At 64.0% G+C, this 17781-nt stretch carries 19 protein-coding genes; 6 read left to right on the top strand and 13 right to left on the bottom strand.

What is annotated here, in order from left to right:
* Nucleotides 1–481, top strand: a 481-nt coding sequence (locus PARACOCCUSGL_RS0112570) for a nitroreductase family protein (RefSeq protein WP_010397088.1), incomplete at its 5' end; no start/stop codon positions are given.
* Here PARACOCCUSGL_RS0112570 and PARACOCCUSGL_RS0112565 read toward each other — a convergent pair.
* Nucleotides 468–1154, bottom strand: a complete 687-nt coding sequence (locus PARACOCCUSGL_RS0112565) for an adenosylcobinamide amidohydrolase (protein WP_010397084.1) — start codon at nucleotides 1152–1154, stop codon at nucleotides 468–470. The genes PARACOCCUSGL_RS0112570 and PARACOCCUSGL_RS0112565 overlap by 14 nt on opposite strands.
* 147 nt (nucleotides 1155–1301) lie before the next feature.
* On the opposite strand from PARACOCCUSGL_RS0112565, the gene PARACOCCUSGL_RS0112560 reads away from it, so the two are divergent.
* The 4 genes from PARACOCCUSGL_RS0112560 to PARACOCCUSGL_RS0112545 all read left to right on the top strand — a co-directional run bounded on the left by PARACOCCUSGL_RS0112560 (nucleotide 1302) and on the right by PARACOCCUSGL_RS0112545 (nucleotide 4306).
* Nucleotides 1302–1616, top strand: coding sequence for a ribbon-helix-helix domain-containing protein (locus PARACOCCUSGL_RS0112560; RefSeq protein ID WP_010397082.1), 315 nt, complete (start codon nucleotides 1302–1304; stop codon nucleotides 1614–1616).
* A gap of 110 nt (nucleotides 1617–1726) precedes the next feature.
* Nucleotides 1727–2122 carry a VOC family protein gene (locus PARACOCCUSGL_RS0112555; protein WP_010397079.1) on the top strand — a complete coding sequence of 132 codons (396 nt, stop codon included), beginning with the start codon at nucleotides 1727–1729 and terminating at the stop codon, nucleotides 2120–2122.
* Between the two features lie 48 nt (nucleotides 2123–2170).
* Nucleotides 2171–2713, top strand: a complete 543-nt coding sequence (locus PARACOCCUSGL_RS0112550) for a hypothetical protein (protein ID WP_010397076.1) — start codon at nucleotides 2171–2173, stop codon at nucleotides 2711–2713.
* A gap of 12 nt (nucleotides 2714–2725) precedes the next feature.
* Nucleotides 2726–4306 (top strand): GMC family oxidoreductase, encoded by a 1581-nt coding sequence (locus PARACOCCUSGL_RS0112545; RefSeq protein ID WP_010397074.1) that lies wholly within the window; start codon nucleotides 2726–2728, stop codon nucleotides 4304–4306.
* Between the two features lie 42 nt (nucleotides 4307–4348).
* Here the strand turns inward: PARACOCCUSGL_RS0112545 and minE are convergent, their stop codons facing one another.
* The 8 genes from minE to PARACOCCUSGL_RS0112505 form a co-directional block, all read right to left on the bottom strand.
* A complete protein-coding gene (gene minE, locus PARACOCCUSGL_RS0112540; RefSeq protein ID WP_010397070.1) occupies nucleotides 4349–4624 on the bottom strand; it encodes a cell division topological specificity factor MinE in 276 nt (91 codons plus the stop codon).
* Nucleotides 4625–4626: 2 nt separating this feature from the next.
* Entirely contained in the window at nucleotides 4627–5448 is an 822-nt protein-coding gene (gene minD, locus PARACOCCUSGL_RS0112535; RefSeq protein WP_010397068.1) for a septum site-determining protein MinD, read from the bottom strand.
* Between the two features lie 23 nt (nucleotides 5449–5471).
* Nucleotides 5472–6221, bottom strand: a complete 750-nt coding sequence (minC, locus tag PARACOCCUSGL_RS0112530; RefSeq protein ID WP_010397066.1) for a septum site-determining protein MinC — start codon at nucleotides 6219–6221, stop codon at nucleotides 5472–5474.
* A gap of 413 nt (nucleotides 6222–6634) precedes the next feature.
* Complete coding sequence (locus PARACOCCUSGL_RS0112525) at nucleotides 6635–7912, bottom strand: solute carrier family 23 protein (protein WP_010397063.1); 1278 nt, start codon at nucleotides 7910–7912, stop codon at nucleotides 6635–6637.
* Between the two features lie 149 nt (nucleotides 7913–8061).
* Entirely contained in the window at nucleotides 8062–8604 is a 543-nt protein-coding gene (locus PARACOCCUSGL_RS0112520) for an NADPH-dependent FMN reductase (protein WP_010397061.1), read from the bottom strand.
* A 123-nt stretch (nucleotides 8605–8727) separates the two neighbouring features.
* Nucleotides 8728–10023: a glycolate oxidase subunit GlcF gene (glcF, locus tag PARACOCCUSGL_RS0112515; protein WP_010397059.1), complete on the bottom strand. Its 1296-nt coding sequence runs from the start codon at nucleotides 10021–10023 to the stop codon at nucleotides 8728–8730.
* Nucleotide 10024: 1 nt separating this feature from the next.
* A complete protein-coding gene (locus PARACOCCUSGL_RS0112510; protein WP_010397057.1) occupies nucleotides 10025–11158 on the bottom strand; it encodes an FAD-binding protein in 1134 nt (377 codons plus the stop codon).
* Nucleotides 11155–12594, bottom strand: coding sequence for an FAD-linked oxidase C-terminal domain-containing protein (locus PARACOCCUSGL_RS0112505; RefSeq protein WP_010397055.1), 1440 nt, complete (start codon nucleotides 12592–12594; stop codon nucleotides 11155–11157). The genes PARACOCCUSGL_RS0112510 and PARACOCCUSGL_RS0112505 overlap by 4 nt, the downstream gene beginning before the upstream one ends.
* Before the next feature lie 181 nt (nucleotides 12595–12775).
* Between PARACOCCUSGL_RS0112505 and PARACOCCUSGL_RS0112500 the strand changes: the two genes are divergently transcribed.
* Nucleotides 12776–13585, top strand: coding sequence for a FadR/GntR family transcriptional regulator (locus PARACOCCUSGL_RS0112500; protein WP_010397054.1), 810 nt, complete (start codon nucleotides 12776–12778; stop codon nucleotides 13583–13585).
* A gap of 41 nt (nucleotides 13586–13626) precedes the next feature.
* Here the strand turns inward: PARACOCCUSGL_RS0112500 and PARACOCCUSGL_RS0112495 are convergent, their stop codons facing one another.
* The 4 genes from PARACOCCUSGL_RS0112495 to PARACOCCUSGL_RS0112480 all read right to left on the bottom strand — a co-directional run bounded on the left by PARACOCCUSGL_RS0112495 (nucleotide 13627) and on the right by PARACOCCUSGL_RS0112480 (nucleotide 17641).
* Nucleotides 13627–14592: a tripartite tricarboxylate transporter substrate binding protein gene (locus PARACOCCUSGL_RS0112495; protein WP_010397052.1), complete on the bottom strand. Its 966-nt coding sequence runs from the start codon at nucleotides 14590–14592 to the stop codon at nucleotides 13627–13629.
* Nucleotides 14593–14616: 24 nt separating this feature from the next.
* Nucleotides 14617–16125, bottom strand: coding sequence for a tripartite tricarboxylate transporter permease (locus tag PARACOCCUSGL_RS0112490; protein WP_010397050.1), 1509 nt, complete (start codon nucleotides 16123–16125; stop codon nucleotides 14617–14619).
* 12 nt (nucleotides 16126–16137) lie between these two features.
* Nucleotides 16138–16602 carry a tripartite tricarboxylate transporter TctB family protein gene (locus PARACOCCUSGL_RS0112485; RefSeq protein WP_010397047.1) on the bottom strand — a complete coding sequence of 155 codons (465 nt, stop codon included), beginning with the start codon at nucleotides 16600–16602 and terminating at the stop codon, nucleotides 16138–16140.
* Between the two features lie 64 nt (nucleotides 16603–16666).
* Nucleotides 16667–17641, bottom strand: a complete 975-nt coding sequence (locus PARACOCCUSGL_RS0112480; RefSeq protein WP_010397045.1) for a tripartite tricarboxylate transporter substrate-binding protein — start codon at nucleotides 17639–17641, stop codon at nucleotides 16667–16669.
* Between the last annotated feature and the right edge of the window lie 140 nt (nucleotides 17642–17781).

Below are 17781 nucleotides of genomic sequence, written 5' to 3'. Positions count from 1 at the left end.
TCACGTCTCGACGGAAATCAACAGTCTTGACTACACCGAGACCTTTTTGCTTGCCGCCATTGACGCGGCTCTCGCAGCGCAAAATGCGCTGATCGCTGCGGAATCGCTGGGGCTTGGCACGGTCTATATCGGCGCCTTGCGCAACGACCCCAAGGCAGTGGCCGAACTGCTGAACCTGCCGCGCCGGGCGGCAGCCGTGTTCGGTCTGGTTGTCGGTCATCCTGACCGCAAGGTCGAAACGGCGGTCAAGCCGCGCCTGCCTCAACAGGCGGTGCTGCATCACGAGACCTATTCGACCGCCCCGCTGGCCGAGGCCATCGCCCGCCACGACCGCGCGACCGAAGCCTTTCGCGCCGAGCAGTCCCTGCCCCCGCAAAGCTGGAGCGCGCTTCTTGTCGACCGGCTGCGTGATGTCGCGGCACTGAAGGGCCGCCATAAGCTGCGCCAGACACTGGAACGGCTGGGCTTCATACTGGGCTAGGCACTGCCGCGGCGGGGGTCTGCGCGCCATGCTCGGCGATCCAGTCAAGCGCCCCCGCCAGCACCGCGTCATAGACCGCCGCCCCGATTGCCTCGCCCAAGGGCGTGTGCAGCCCGGCATGGCAGGTCGCGCCTGCATCGCAAGCCAGCGCGATGCAATCGGTCCCTGTGCCGGTGGCGCGGCCCGTCGACAGCTCGATCCCCGCCATCAGGATGGCTGTGGTGCGGGCCTCGGCAATTATGCTCAGCGCCTCGATCATCGCGGGTTCGGTCAGCCCCTCTTCGATCAGCAGGGCAATGTTGATCGTGCCATGGCCGCGCCGCGGGATCATGCGGCGGTGGCCCACCCGCTCGGCATTGCCAAGGCCTACCGTGGCAAGACAGCTTACCGGCCCGGATGAGGCGCATCGGTAATGGCTGATCGCGCGTGAGGTCATCATACCAACACCACCGGCATGACCGATGCGCCCCATCTGATCCCCCAGCCAGCGGGCAGCGTCCAGATCCGGGGTCAGATCAGCGTCACGCACCTGACGGATCAGGATATGCCGCGCCCGACAGAAACCGGGACGATGCGGGGCAAAGGACAGAACCCGCCGCTGATGCCCCAGATCGGCGATTAGCCACGGCGGGGTCAGGCCGACCCGCATGGAACCCTGCGGCAATGTCATCATATCATCCCTCTGCCTGTCTTGCCTGCCCATGCCGGTTTGCGTCATCGTCAGGGGGCGATCAATATCTCAGAAGATCCGCCCGGCCCATGGCCGGCGCTGATCTTTGTGCTATCATCGCCGAACGCTTGCCAGTCTGGGAACCATGCCATGTGTCAGGTATTCTCGCATCAGGATCCGCGCCGCTATCAGCCGGTGACCCGCAAATTGCGGCTGAACGGGCAAAGCACCTCGATCCGACTCGAGCGGGCTTTCTGGGATATCCTGGACGGGATCGCTGCCAGCGAAGGCATGGCAACACCCGCCTTTCTTTCCACCCTGCAATCCGAAGTCCTGCAGCTTAGGGGAGAGCCGGTGAACTTTGCCTCTCTGCTGCGTTGTACCTGCCTGGTCCAGCTTGAGCTGCGCGGACAGGGCGCACAGGATTTTCGTCGCGCCGCAAGGCAGGTTTCGCAGGCTGCCTGACCTGCCCCCGGCCGGTTTTCAAGGAAATTTTCATCGTGGTAGCATGATGCTACCCACGGGCCCGCGCCTGATCCGATATTCCAGATGGAAGATCGGAAAGGACACCCGCAATGGCCAAGATGATACATTCGATGATCCGCGTGCTGGACGAGGCGCGGTCGCTTGCCTTCTACAAGACGGCGTTCGGCCTTGAACCCGTCGAGCGCCTGGATTTCGACAACTTCACCCTTGTCTATCTGGCCAGTGCCGAAAGCACCTTCGAGCTGGAACTGACCATCAACAAGGGCCGGGAGGAGCCCTATGAACTGGGCAGCGGCTATGGCCATCTGGCTGTCTCGGTCGATGATGTCGCGGCCGAGCACAAGCGGCTGACCGATGCAGGCCTTGCCCCGCGAAAGCTGGTCGATTTCGCACCCGGAGGCGAGGTGATCGCCCGCTTCTTCTTCATCACGGACCCCGACGGCTATGAGATCGAGGTGCTGCAACGCGCTGGCCGGTATCTCTAGGCAGGCACCCCGCCGAGGCGGCGGGCCCACCAACTAAGGGAGGAAAGAATGACTGTTGCACATAACTTCCCCTCTGGCAGCAATGTCAGGGGGCTGACCCGGCGTGGCCTGCTGGCGCGCGCCATGGCGGCGGGGGCGACCTTTGTGGTCGGCTCAGGCTTTGTCGCCGCCCGCGATGCCGCCTGGGCGGTCGAGACCACCACGCTGAAGCCCGCGACCATGGCGACGCTGATCCAGATGGCGCGCGATATCTATCCGCATGATCGCATCGCCGACCGTTACTATGCCATCGCCGTCAAGGGATATGACACGGCCGAAAAGGCACAGATGGTCGAAGAAGGCATTACCGGCCTGAACCTTGTCGCCAAGGCGCAGGGCTTTGACGACTACCTTTCGGCCGGCTGGGAAAAGGACCGTGTCACCATGCTGCGCATGATCGAGCGCACGCCCTTTTTCCAGACCGTGCGCGCCGGGCTGGTGACCGGGCTTTATAACCAGAAAGAGATCTGGCCGGTCTTTGGCTATGAGGGGGAAAGCTTCTCTCACGGCGGCTATATCGAGCGCGGTTTCAACGACATCGACTGGCTGTAAGGGGGGACGGACATGGCTGATAATGTTGCTAAATTCGAACATGACGATGCCTCGGTCGTGGTCGTGGTCGGAACTGGCGCAGGTGGAGGCGTGCTGGCAAACGAACTGGCCCAAAGGGGCATCAAGGTCGTCGCGCTGGAGGCCGGAGGCCGCTATCTGCCCGAAGATTACATCAACGACGAATGGGACAGTTTCGCCCAGCTCAGCTGGGGCGACATGCGCACCACCTCAGGCGACTGGCGGATCGCACGCGATTTCGCCAACCTGCCCGCATGGATCGTCAAAGCGGTGGGCGGCACCTCGATCCACTGGGCTGGCGCCTCGCTGCGTTTTCAGGAGCATGAGTTCAGGGCGCTCAGCACTTATGGCCGGGTCGATGGGGCAAACCTGCTGGACTGGCCGATCACCCTGTCGGATCTTGAGCCTTATTACGATCTGGCCGAGAAAAAGCTGGGCGTGACCCGCACCAATGACTGGCCGGGCCTGCCCGGGAACAACAATTACCTCGTGCTTGAAAAAGGCGCCAAGGCGGCAGGCTATAGCAAGGTCTCGACCGGGCGCATGGCCATCAACTCGGTCGACAACGACGACCGTATGGCCTGCCAGCAGACCGGTTTTTGCTTCCAGGGTTGCAAATGGGGCGCGAAATGGTCGGCCGCCTATACCGATATTCCGCGCGGCGAGGCGACCGGCAACCTTGAGGTCCGCGACCATTGCCACGCCACCCGGATCGAGCATGACGACGACGGCAAGGTCACCGGCGTGCGCTATATCGACAAGGACGGAACCGAACAGCTCCAGCGCGCGCGTATCGTCGCAGTGGCCGGGAACTCGATCGAAAGCCCGCGTCTGTTGCTTGCCTCGGCCTCGGAACGGTACCCGGACGGGCTGGCGAACAGCTCGGGTCAGGTCGGACGCAACTACATGCGCCACACGACCGGTTCGGTCTATGCGATCTTTGAACGCCCGGTACGCATGTGGCGCGGCACGACCATGGCCGGCATCGTCCAGGACGAGGCCCATCACGACCCCTCGCGCGGGTTTGTCGGCGGCTATGAGCTGGAAACCCTGTCGCTGGGCGTGCCCTTCATGGCGGCATTCATGGACCCGGGCGGCTGGGGACGCGAGTTCACCTCGGCCCTCGACAGCTATGAAAACATGGCGGGCATGTGGATCGTGGGCGAGGATCTGCCACAGGAAACCAACCGCATCACCCTGAACCCCGGCGAAAAGGACCGGTTCGGCCTGCCGGTGGCAAATGTGCATTACGACGATCACCCGAACGATATCGCGATGCGCAACCACGCCTATGCGGCGGGTGAGCGGATCTATCGTGCGGCGGGCGCGACGCGGGTTCTGCCGACGCCGCCCTACCCCTCGACCCACAACCTTGGCACCAACCGCATGTCGGAAAATCCGCGTGACGGCGTGGTGAACAAATGGGGCCAGTCGCATGACATCCCGAACCTCTTTGTCTCGGACGGTTCGGTATTCACCACCTCGGCAGCCGAAAACCCGACGCTGACCATTGTCGCACTGGCAATCCGGCAGGCCGAACATATCGCTGCCGAGATGGAAAAAGGAACGCTCTGACCCTGAACCACCACAGAGGCAGTCAAGGCGACGGCGCGGACCCTACAAGGTCCGCGCTTTTTCAACCTTTCCCGAGGGCAGCTCGATATTGATTTCGAGGCTCGACAGATCGTCGCTGCGCTCCAGCTTGATATCGACGGCATCGCTGTCGATATCCATGTGGCGGCGCACCACCTCAAGGATGTCGCGCTGCAACAGCGGCAGAAAGTCGGGGCTTTTCGCGCCGCTCGACCGTTCATGGGCAAGCAGGATCTGCAAACGCTCCTTGGCGGTCTGGGCCGAGCTGGGCTTTCGCTGGCGGGTCAGGAAACTGAACATGGTCAGGCCGTCCGTCCCAGAAGCCGCTGGAAGAAACCGCGCCGCTGTTCACCCGGATTGGCGCGCATCTCGATCTGCTCGCCGACCAGACGGCCGACCGCGTCAAGATAGGCCTTGCCTGCGGGCGATTTCTCATCCAGCGACACCGGCGTCCCCTCGTTCGAGGCTTTCAGCACCGAAGTACTTTCCGGGATGATGCCCAGCAGCGGGATGGCCAGGATTTCAAGCACGTCATCGACGCTCATCATCTCGCCATTAGCCGAACGGTTCTGGTCAAAGCGGGTCAGCAAAAGCTGCGCCTTGACCGCGCTGCCGTCGCCCTTTTCAGCCAAAGCGGTCTTGCTGTTCAAAAGCCCCAGCACCCGGTCGCTGTCGCGCACGGACGACACCTCGGGGTTTGTCACCACGACGGCCTCGTCGGCGTAATACATCGCCAGATGGGCGCCGCGCTCGATCCCGGCGGGGCTGTCGCAGACGATATAGTCGAACTCTTCGCGCAGTTCGTCGAGGACGGCCTTGACGCCCTCTTTCGTCAGCGCGTCCTTGTCACGGGTCTGCGAGGTCGGCAGGATGAACAGGTTCTCAAGCCGGCGATCCTTGATCAGCGCCTGTTTCAGCTTGGCATCGCCCTGAATCACGTTGATAAAGTCAAAGACCACGCGCCGTTCGCAACCCATGATCATATCGAGGTTGCGCAGGCCCACGTCGAAATCAATGACGACCGTCTTGTGACCGCGCATGGCGAGCCCGGCGCCGATAGCGGCCGACGAGGTTGTCTTGCCGACGCCGCCCTTGCCGGAGGTGACTACGATAACCTTGCTCACGAGCGTTTCCTTTCGATCATGGGTTATTTGAGGGACTCGATGCGCAGCACCTCGCCCTGAAGATAGACCTGCACATATTGCCGCGGTGTGTCGGCGCCCAGATTTTCGCTGGTGCGGTAAAGCCCGGCAATGGCCAGCAGCTCGGCATCAAGCGCATGGCAAAAGATGCGCGCCGAGGTATCGCCGTTCACCCCGGCCAACGCACGACCCCGCAACCGGCCATAGATATGGATATTGCCCGCCGCGATCACCTCGGCCCCCGAACTGACCGAACCGACGATGACAAGATCGCCCCGGTCGGCAAAAACCGTCTGGCCCGAACGCACCGGCTGGGTGACCATGCGGTTCGCGGGCTCTTTCGGCGCGGGTGCGGGGGTGGCGGGTACGGAGCGGCTGCCCTGACGGGTCACTCGTTCCAACGCGACATCGCGGCCTGCGGGCAGCGAAATCAGCCCGGCCTCATTGGCGGCGCGCGCCTGTGCGGGGGTGCCGCTTTGAATGCCAAAGACCGACAGCTTGCGGCGGCGCAGCTCGGCGGTCAGGCGCATCAGCTCTTCGGCACTGTCCAGCCCGTCGGCCAGCTCAAGGTCGATGACCAGCGGCGCGTTCTCGAAAAACAGCGGGGTCTGGTTCAGCCGCGCCTCAAGCGCCTGGAAAAAGGCACGGTCGGGCCGGCCGGTCAGATGCAGGGCCACCGCCGTAAAGGAACGGCCGCGGATCTGGAATGGCTTCACGGTCGCGACGACCTCGGCCGCGCTTTTGCCGGATTGCATCTGTCTGCTCGGTTTCGCTTTGTTCTTCGTTTTTGCTCTGGCACGGGACATGCGCGCCCGCGCGTCGGCAGCCTTCCTAATACGTCCGGACGCCAGCGTCCATCCGCAACTGCCCCGGCCCCGGCATTCAGCGGAACCATGCCGGCAGAACAAGGCGATATGCGCGGGAATCCGTCGCATCCCCGCCGTAAAGCAGAGTGAGAGACAGCAGAATCAGGCAGCAAGACGGCAACTCCGGCCCCGTTTCATGCCGGGCACGCACTCAGCTGTAACGCGAGCGCGAAGGGTGATATTCCCGCGCCCGCAGCAGGTTGTTGAACACCAGACCGAGATATCAGCGGTGGCGGGCCGCTTCTATACCCCCAGATTGGGGGCCGATCCGCGCGGGGTGGCGACGAATCGGCCCTTGTCGCTCAGGCCCGGCGGCCAAAGCCCAGCAGCTGATACAGAACCAGCGCCGCCAGGGTCGAAGTACCGATCCCTCCCAGCGCGAAATTCCCGATGCTGACGGTGAAATCGCCTGCCCCCAGAATCAGGGCCACGCCGACGGTAAACAGGTTCCTCGGGTCCGAGAAATCGACCTTGTTATCGACCCAGATCCGCGCCATGGCCGAGGCGATCAGGCCAAAGACCGAGACCGCAAGCCCCGCCAGAACCGGCGCCGGGATGGTTTGCAGGATCGCTCCGAACTTGGGCGACAGGCCCAGCATGATCGCGATGACGGCCGCCATCGGAAAGATCAGCGTCGAATAGACGCGGGTCATCGCCATCACGCCGATATTTTCGGCATAGGTCGTGACGCCGGTGCCGCCGCCCATCCCGGCCAGCATCGTGGCAAGGCCGTCACCCAGAAAACCACGGCCGACATAGCGATCCATGCTTTGTCCGGTGATTGCACCCAAAGCCTTGATATGGCCCAGGTTCTCGGCCACCAGCACCACAGCGACCGGCGCAATCAGCGTAATCGCGGTCCAGTCGAATTTCGGCCCGGTGAAATGGGGCATCCCGAACCACGGCGCGGCTGCGACAGAGGCAAAGTCGATGCCCGGCACGATCCCAAGCCCGTTGCCAAAGATCAGCACCAGCGCATAGCCAAAGGCCAGCGCGATCAGCACCGCAACCCGGCGCGTCGCCTGCCGCCCATAGACCGAAACCAGCGCCATACACAGCACCGTCGCCAGTGCAATGGTCAGATGGGCATGACTGCCCGCCAGTTGCTTGACCGCCACCGGGGCAAGGTTCAGCCCGATCGACATGCCGATAGCGCCGGTCACAGCCGGCGGCATCAGCCTTTCGACCCAGCCCGAACCGATGGCCATGACCACCAGCCCGATCAGCGCGTAAACAAAGCCCGCAGCGATGATCCCGCCAAGCGCGACGGCGATATTCGGGTTCGGCCCGCCTCCGGCAAAGCCGGTCGCCGCCATGATCACGGCGATAAAGGCAAAGGACGACCCCAGATAGCTTGGCACCCGGCCCCCGGTCACCGCGAAAAAGATCAGCGTGCCAATGCCGGAAAAGAACACCGCGACATTGGGATCAAAACCCATGATCAGCGGCGCAAGGATGGTCGAGCCGGACATCGCCAGCAGATGCTGCAGGCTCATCGGCACGGCTGCTGTCAGTGGCAGCTTTTCGTTGGGTAGAACCGTGGCCCCCACGGCGGGGCGCCATTCAGGAAAATAGCCCATCTTGTCCCTCGGATCTGATTATGTGGACAGGCTAATGCGAGTCCGGCCGCAAAAAAACCAGAGCGAACCGCAGTACCTCACAGGAAAATCGCATATCCCTGTACGCACGCCCGTCCGCCCTGGCATTTCAGGCCGCGCCCGGCCCGGCGTTACAGCCCCGAGGCAAAGCCTGCGAGGTATTTGCGCAGGCTTTCGCGGGTGCGTTCATCGGTCAGGTTGCCTTGATCATCAAACAGCGATTCGGCACGCGACACCATCAGCCGCCCTTGGGTCCACAGATCGGTCTTGAGCGTGCGCAGAACCGGCAGCCAGTGGTTCTGGGCCAGGATGGTCCCGAACCCGCCCGGAGACGCGCCGATCACCGCAACGGGCTTACCGACGAAAAGGCCTAGCCCCTCGCCCCGCGACAGCCAGTCGATGGCATTCTTGAGCACGCCCGGGATGCCGTTGTTATATTCAGGCGTCACCAGCAAAAGCGCGTCCGCCGCACCCAGCTGCGACTGCAATTCGCGCACCGCGGTGGGCAGACCCGAGGCAGCCTCAAGATCGCCGTCGTAAAGCGGCACCTCGCGGATCGAGCCGATCTGAATGGTGACGCCCTCGGGCGCCACATCGGCTGCTGCGCGCAATAGGCCCGAATTGAACGAAGCCCGCCGCAAACTGCCGCTGAGGCCCAGAATGGTCTTGGTCACGGGATTTGCCCTCCTGTCTGGCAATGACACCTATGCGACAGGGAAAGGCTTGCACAGGCGCGGGGCCGACTCAACGCCGGCCTTCAGGGGCGCCCGTGTAAAAGCACTTTCCCGCGCGCAGCCTCAGGCGGCGGGTTGCAGGGCGCGTGGCCTTGGCCCCCCGGTCGCCCAGTCCAGCAGTTCGGCGGTATGGACGACCGGAACCCCGGTGCCCGAACCGATCTGCATCATGCAGCCGATATTACCGGCGCTGATGACCTGCGGGGTCAGCGCCTCAAGCGTCTCGACCTTGCGCCGCTTTAACTCGGCCGAGATTTCCGGCTGCATCAGATTATAGGTCCCGGCCGAGCCACAGCAGATATGCGCGTCCCTGGGCTCAAGCACGGTAAACCCGGCTGCCGCCAGCAACTCTTTCGGCGTCGCGCGGATCTGCTGGCCGTGTTGCAGCGAACAGGCGGCGTGATAGCCGACGCGCAAAGGCTCGGCATGGCCGGGATCGCGCAGACCCAGATCGGCCATGACCTCGGTGATGTCCCGGGCCAGGGCCGCGACCCGCGCGGCATCCGTAGCCAGGGGGTCATTGCGGAACATATGCCCGTAATCCTTGACCGTGGTACCACAGCCCGAGGTGTTGATGACCACCGCATCCAACCCATCGCCTGCGACCTCGGCCATCAGCGCGCGGATATTGGCGGCAGCCTGCGCATGGCTTTCCCCGGTCCGGCCCATGTGATGGGTCAGTGCACCGCAGCAGCCAAGGCCGCGCGGGATCACCACCTCGCAGCCATGGCGGCGCAAAAGGCGGATAGTGGCATCGTTGATATCGGTGTTCAGCGCCCTTTGCGCACAGCCGATCAGCAGCGCCACGCGCCTGCGGCGCTGCCCCTCGGCGGGAAAGACCTGCGGGCGGTCGTTCAGACTGGGCGGCGGCACTTTGCCCGGCGCCAGATCCAGCATCGCCCGCAGCCGCACATCGGGCATCAGATGGCGCAAAGGCCGGGCCAGCTGCGCACCGCGCAGCGCCAGACGAAAGCGCCCCGGATAGGGCAGGATGCGCGACAAAAGCCAGCGCAGCGCCCGGTCACCAAAGGGGCGACGGTAGTTCTTTTCGATATATTCCCGGGCGTGATCAACCAGATGCATGTAATGCACGCCCGAAGGACAGGTCGTCATGCAGGACAGGCAGCTAAGGCAGCGGTCGATATGGCGCACGGTCCTGACGTCGGGGACCTTGCCGTTTTCCAGCATGTCCTTGATCAGGTAGATGCGACCGCGCGGGCTGTCCAGCTCATCGCCCAGCACCTTGTAGGTCGGACAGGTGGCGGTGCAAAACCCGCAATGGACGCAGCTGCGCAAGATCTCGTTGGCGCGGGCGGTGCCGGGATCGGCCAGTTGCTCGGCGGTGAAATTCGTCTGCATGTCACTGATCCATCAGTCCGGGGTTGAGTATGCCCGCAGGGTCAAAGACCCGCCGCAGGCCCAGGGACAGGCGGGTAACGGCGGGCGCTTCTGGCGCAAAAGCCGGTCCCGCAAGCCCGCCCCGCCGCACCAGCGTCGCGTGGCGCGCGATCTGCCGCACCTCTTGTGCCGGGCCGGGACCACAATACCAGATCAGCCCCCCGCCCCAATCAACCGAGACGGTCCCCCCAAGCGCCTGCAAGGCACGCACGGTCGAGGGGGCAAGGCTTGGCTTGACAAGCACCCGCCACAGCGGCGTAGCCGTACCGGCGAAATGATCCAGATCGCGCAGCCCGCGCCACAGGCTCAGCGTGGCCTCGGCGTCCAGCACCTCGGCCTCTCGCGGCTGCAAAAGCGCAAGCAGCCGGTCGCGGCGATAACCCATCTGTGGCCCCAGCCCCTCGACCCGCAGCCATGCGGTGCCGTCGCGAAAAGCCGCGCCCGAGACCTCGTAAGGGGTCGCCAGCGCCCTGGCAAAGATCTGGGCCGCCTCGTCCACAGTGACGCCGTGAAAGCCAAGCGTGCAGCGGTCGGGCAGAATTGGCAGGGTTTTCAGCGCCACCTCGGTCAGCACGCCCAGGGTGCCATGGGCGCCACAAAGCAGCTTGCCCAGATCCAGCCCGGTGACATTCTTCATCACCCGCCCGCCATTTTTCAGAACCCGCCCGCGCCCGTCCACAAAGCGCAGGCCCAGCAGGTGATCACGGCAAGCCCCGACAAGCATACGACGAGGCCCGCTGGCATTGGCCGCAACCACGCCGCCGATGGTCGAGGTGCCATTACCGCCCAGAACGCCGCGCATATCGGCGGGCTCAAAGGCAAGCGATTGCCCCTCGGCGGCCAGCATCGCCTGAATTTCGTCCAAGGGAGTGCCCGCACGGGCGATCAGCGTCATCTCGCCCGGCTCATAGGTCACCACACCCGAAATGGCGGCCGTCGAAAGAGTGTCGCCTGACAGCGCCCCGGTCTCGACGCGGGAGCCGCCGCCGGTGATGCGCAGCGGCTGGCGGGTGGCGTGACGTTCGGCGATCAGCTCGCCAAGCTCGGCCTCGCTTGCGGGGCTCAAACCCGCGCGGCTGGGTGCGTCGGTGGTCATCGGCGGGCGGCCTCCTCGCGCCAGGGCTGGCTTGCATCCAGCGGAAAAACCTTGGCCGGGTTCAAAAGCCAGCACGGGTCGAACACGTCCTTGACCGCCATCTGGATATCCAGATCCGCAGGGTCGTATTGCTTGCCCATCAGGTCACGCTTTTCGACGCCGACGCCATGCTCGCCCGTCAGACAGCCGCCGACATCGACACAAAGGCGCAGGATGTCGGCGCCAAAAGCCTCGGCCCGAGCCAGATCGCCAGGCTTGTTGGCGTTGAACAGGATCAGCGGATGCATGTTGCCGTCGCCGGCATGAAAGACATTGGCGACCTCCAGCCCGTGCCGGCGCGAAAGCTCGCCGATCATCTTTAGCGTATAAGGCAGCTTGCTGACCGGAACAGTGCCGTCCAGACAGATGTAATCACCCAGCCGCCCCATCGCGCCAAAGGCGGATTTGCGCCCCTTCCAGATCGCCATCGCCTCATCGGCATTGCGGCTTTCGCGGAACTCGACCGGGTTCAGCGCCGAAGCGATCTCGCGGATGCGGGCGATCTGATCCTCGATCTCGGGCACGGATCCCTCGACCTCGACGATCAGCACCGCAGCGCAATCGGGGTAGCCGGCCCGGGCAAAGGCCTCGACCGCGCGCAGGCAGACATCATCCATGTACTCGATGGCGACCGGCAGCACGCCCGAGCGGATGATCCGCGCCACGCATTCCCCCGCCACCTCGGCCCCGTCAAAGCCGATCAGCACCGGACGCGCGCCCTCGGGGCGGGGCAGGATGCGCAAGGTCGCCTCGGTCACGATGCCAAGCTGCCCCTCGGAACCGCAAAGCAGCCCCATCAGATCCAGCCCCATCGGCCCCATTTCGGGCCCACCCAGTCCGACCACCTCGCCATCGGTCAGCACGACGGTCGCGCCCATCAGGTTATTCGTCGTAACGCCGTATTTCAGACAATGCGCCCCGCCCGAGTTCATGGCGATATTGCCCGCAATGGTGCAGGCCAGCTGGGACGAAGGATCGGGCGCATAGAAAAAACCGTGCGGTTCCAGCTCGCCACTGACCGAAAGGTTCGTGACCCCGGTCTGGACGCGGATAAAGCGGTTTTCGGTGTCGATTTCCAGCACATCGCGCAGGCGCAGCGTGGCGATGATGACGCAATCGGCCGTGGGCAGCGCCCCCCCGGCAAGCGAGGTGCCCGCCCCGCGCGGCACCACCGGCACCCGCAGGCGATGACAGACACGCATCGCCGCCGCAACCTCGGCCGTGGTGCGGGGCAGCACCACCGCAAGCGGCGGACAGCGATAGGCGGTCAGCGCGTCGCATTCATAGGCACGGGTTTCCTCGGGGTCCCAGATCACCGCGTCATCGGGCAGGACCTCACGCAGGGCGGCGACGATCTGGGGCGCGCGCTCAATAATGCCCGCATCGGGCTGGGGCATGGCAATCCCGGTCAAGCTATCCTCCCCCATTGGTCAGGAATGGCGCGGTTATGTTAATCGGCCACTGTTTCATTAGTGGTATAATTTTCAGACCACGCCAGTCAATCGGTATTTTTCTGGACCGCAGCCCGGCGAACATGCTTAGACTCATGCAAAGTGAATCCGAATGCCAAGGCGAGCCATGTCCAACACTACCGTGAAATCCGAGCGCGCCGCCACCGCCGTCGCCGAACATCTTGAGGCGCTGATCCTTGAAGGTTCGCTGCAGGCCGGCGAAAGGCTGCTGCCCGAACGCGAACTGGCCGAGCGGCTGAATGTCTCACGCTCGACCCTGCGTGACGGGCTGAAAATCCTTGAGGAACGCGGGCTGCTGACCAGCGCCGCCGGGCGCGGCACCAGCGTCGCACCTTTGGGTCAGGCGGCGATCACCGATCCGCTGATCGCGCTGCTTGCCCGCCATACCGAGGCGGCGGACGATTACCTTGAGTTCCGTGGCATCGTCGAAAGCTCGGCCGCCGCGATGGCCGCGACCCGCGCGACCGAGATCGAGCTGGCACGCATCCGCGACTGCGTTAAGCGGATCGAGCGCGCCCATGCCGGCGCCGACCCCGCCGAAGAGGCCGAGGCGGATGCCGAATTGCATTTGCTGATCTATGAGGCCAGCCACAACCTGACGCTGCTGCAGATCATGCAGGCCCTGGCCGGGGTGCTGCGTTCGGACGTGATCCAGAACCGCAGCCGGCTGTTTTCAGTCCCCGCGATCCGTGAGTTGCTGCGCCACCAGCATCGCGCCATCGCCGAGGCGATCCTTGCCCGCGACGCCCAAACCGCGCGGCAGGCAGCCGAGGATCACATCCGCTATCTGCGTCAGGCCGGACGAGAAATCCGCGAGGCTGAGGCCCGGCTGGATCTGTCCCTGCGCCGTCTGAATGGCGGAGGCGCCGGAAACCGGGCGGCCGGCACGAGATCCGCACCGGCCGCCGAAAACTAGGGGGAAATGGGCCGAGGTTACCCCCGGCCCCTGCGCCTGTATCAGTCGAGGCTGACGTTCGCGTCGCGGACAACGGGTTCCCATTTCGCCATCTCGGCCTTGACATGCCCGGCCAGCTCTTCGGGGCCCGAGGCGACGATGGTGGCCGAAAAGTCCTTCATCCGCTCGGCAACCGCCGGATCGGCCATGGCGGCCTTGGCGGCCGCGCTCAGCCGCTCGATCACCTCGGGAGGGGTGCCGGCGGGGGCAAAAAGCGCGTTCCAGGTATAGGTCTCATATCCCGGCAGGGTTTCGGCGATCGCGGGAACATCGGGGAAGCTGGGCGCACGCTCTTTGGTGGTCACGCCAAGCGCCCGCAGCTTGCCCGAGGCGATATGGCTGGAGGCCGAGGGCAGGTTGTCAAAGATGATCGGCACCTGATTGCCCAGCACATCGGTCAGCGCCGGGCCCGAACCCTTGTAGGGGATATGGGTCACGTCGATTCCGGCCATGGCCTTGAACAGCTCGCCCGACAGGTGCAGCGGCGTACCATTGCCCGACGAGGCATAGGCGAGCGGCTCTTTCTTGGCGAGGTCGATCAGCTCTTGCACCGAGTTGACCGGCAGTTCGGGGTTAACCGCCAGCACGTTCGGCACCAGGACAAGCAGCGAGATCGGCGCGAAATCCGCAACCGGGTCATAGGGTTTCTGCTTAAGGATCAGCGGGTTCAGCGCATGGGACGCAACCGTAGCCATCAGGATGGTGTAGCCATCGGGGTCAGCCTTGGCGACCTGACCTGCGCCAAGGCTGCCGCCCGCGCCGCCAACGTTCTGGACGATGACCTGCTGGCCCAGCTCCTGGCTCATGCGGTCGGCGACGATGCGGCCCACCACATCGGTCGAGCCTCCGGCGGCAAAGGGGATCACCAGGGTGATCGGCCGTTCGGGGTATTCGGCGGCGGCCGCCCCGGCCAGGCCAAGCGCCATGGCAGCGCCCAAGAGCAGGCGGCGGGTGATGGATACGGTCATTGGTTTCTCTCCCTGTTCAGCATTTCAGGCATCGCTTTCGGTAAAGACCTCGTCCCGGCGCTTGCGGATCTGGGGCATGAACACCAGAACCAATACGCCAAGCGACAGCAGCAGCAGCGTGGCGCTGATCGGACGGGTCAGGAAAGTGGTGGGATCGCCCCGCGACAGGATCATGGCGCGACGCAGGTTCTCTTCCAGCAGCGGGCCAAGCACAAAGCCCAGCAGCAGGGGCGCAGGTTCGCAGCGCAGTTTGGACATCACATAGCCAAGCAGCCCAAAGAAGGCGACGGCAAAGAGGTCATAGGTGTTCGAGGCCACCGAATAGACCCCGATCGAGCACATGGCCATGATGATCGGGAACAACACATAATAGGGCACCGTCAGCAGCCGCACCCACAGCCCGATCAGGGGCAGGTTCAGCACGACCAGCATCAGGTTGCCGATCCACATGCTGGCAATGATGCCCCAGAACAGGCGCGGCTGTTCACTGACAACGTTCGGACCAGGCACGATGCCCTGAATGATCATTGCACCGATCATCAGCGCCATCACCGGGTTTGCCGGAATCCCCAGCGTCAGCAGCGGGATAAAGCTGGTCTGCGCACCGGCGTTATTGGCGCTTTCAGGACCGGCAACACCGGCAAGCGCGCCCTGGCCGAATTCCTCGGGATGGGCCGAAAGCTTCTTTTCCACGGTATACGAGGCGAAAGAGGCAAGGATCGCCCCACCGCCCGGCAGGATGCCCAGCACCGAGCCGACACCCGTGCCGCGCAGGACCGGGCCGATCATCTGCTTCAGCTCTTGGCGGGTCGGGAACAGACGGGTGATGTTTTTGGTCATCACTTCGCGGTCATGCTCATCCTCAAGGTTGCGCAGGATCTCGGCAATGCCAAAGACACCCACCGCGACGGCGACAAAGTTCAGCCCGTCGGCATATTGGGTGATGCCCATCGTAAAGCGCGGCGCGCCGGTATAGATGTCGGTACCGACCAGACCCAGCAGCAGCCCCAGCACCACCATGGCCAGGGCCTTGACGACCGAGCCGTGGGCCAGCGCCACCGACATCACCAGACCCATGACCATAAGGCTGAAATACTCAGCCGCCCCGAATTTCAGCGCCACCTCGGTCAGCGGCGGGGCAAAGATCGCCACCAGAAAGGTCGATACCGTGCCGGCAAAGAACGAACCGAGCGCCGCCACGGCAAGCGCGGTGCCCGCCCGACCCTTGCGCGCCATCTGATAGCCGTCAATCGCCGTCACGGCGGACGAGCTTTCGCCCGGCATGTTGATCAGGATCGCGGTGGTCGAACCGCCGTATTGCGCGCCGTAATAGATCCCCGCCAGCATGATGAGCGAGCTTACCGGCTCAAGCTGGAAGGTGATCGGCAAAAGCATGGCGATGGTCGCCGTCGCACCGATCCCGGGCAGCACCCCGATCAGCGTGCCAAGCAGCACCCCGATCAGGCAGAAAGCAAGGTTTGCAAAGGACGAGGCGACCGAAAAACCAAGTGCAAGATTGCTGATAAGATCCATGCCATCCCCCCGTCAGAACTGGACCCAGGGGCCAAAGCGGCGGAACGGCAGCCCAAGCCCGTAGCTGAAGATCAGCGTGGACAGGATCGTCACCGCCAGCGCAAGAATCAGCGCCGGCACAGGCCGCATCCGCACCGAAGCCTGTGCCGCGATGAATGAGGTCAGAAACAGCGCGGGCACGAAACCAAGACCACGCACCGTCAGACCGAAAAAGATCGGCGCGGGCAGGATGAACAGGATGCCGCGCCAGGCGATCTTGCCAAAGGGTTCGTCATCTTCGCGGCCAAAGGCGCGCAGAAAAACGACGAGCCCCAGCAGGAACAGGACCCCCGACAGCACCATGGGGAAATAACCCGGCCCCATGCGCAGCGATGTGCCGATTTCCAGCGCCCTTGTCTGCCAGCCGAAAAAGCCGGCGGCCGCCATAAGCAGCAGCCCGGCGGCTATGTCGGTTCCGTCCTTGGGTTTTGTGGACATGAATTTCCTCTCCCTGCTTGAGGCGGCCCTGCCCGCAAAAGGCACGGCCGCAGGATAGGCCGGATCAGTCGGCGTAGACGCCAGCCGCTTCGATCACCGGCTTCCAGCGGGCGATCTCGGTTTCCAGCTTGGTTTTCAGCGCCTCGGGCGTGGCGTCCCCGGCAGGCGAGGGGGCGGTGCCAAGGTCGGCCATGGCCTTGATCACGCCCTCGTCCGCCAGCGCGGCCTGCAGCGCCTTTGACAACCTTTCATTGACCTCGGCGGGCGTGCCCTTGGGCGTGTAGATGCCGTGCCAGATCGACACGTCAAAACCGTCAAGCCCGCTTTCCATCGCCGTCGGCAGATCGGCAAACAGCTCAAGCCGCTCGGGCGTGGTGACGGCATAGGCCTTGATCGTGCCGCCCTTGATCTGCTGGGTGGTGTTGGTCGTCTGGTCGCACATCAGATCGGTCTGACCACCCAGAAGGTCGGTCATCGCTGGGCCCGTGCCTTTGTAAGGGACCGTCACCAGCTGCACGTCCAGCGCCGACATCAGCATCATCCCGCACAGATGCGAGGCCGAGCCGATCCCGGCATTGGCCAGCGTCAGGTTGTCGGCATTATCTTTAACGTAGGAAATGAACTCTTTGAAATCCTTGGGTTCAAAGTCCTTGCGGGACACGACCACCATCGGAACCTCGGTCACAAGGCCGACATATTCAAAAGCGTCCAGCGTGTCATAGGCAAGGTTGCGGTATAGCGTGGCCGAGGTGGCCATGCCGATGTGATGCAAAAGCACCGTATAGCCATCAGCATCGGCCTTGGCGACATTGCCGGCCCCCAGGGTGCCCCCCGCGCCGCCGATGTTTTCGATAATGATCTGCTGGCCAAGATCGGCCGACATCCGTTCGGCCACCATCCGCGCCACGGTATCGGTCGGCCCCCCGGCCGAGAACGGCACCACCATGGTGATCTGACGCTGCGGCCAGTCCTGCGCGAATGCCGGGGCGACCAGCATCGTCGTGGCGCAAAGCGCGCCGATAAGCCTTGGGTAAGCCATCTTCCCTCCCCCATATATGCTGCGGCCGGTGTCCTCCTCGACACGGGCCTTGGGGAATGGTGCGGCGGCAGAGCCGCGCGGCACAAATCAAAAAGCGCCCCGCGACCCTGCAAATCGCTGCCTGACGCACAAAATGGGTG

It is taken from the genome of Paracoccus sp. TRP, assembly GCF_000185925.1.
Classification (GTDB): Bacteria; Pseudomonadota; Alphaproteobacteria; order Rhodobacterales; family Rhodobacteraceae; genus Paracoccus; species Paracoccus kondratievae.
Note: the sequence above shows the minus strand (reverse complement) of the source record. Positions and strands in the feature narration are given on the sequence as shown.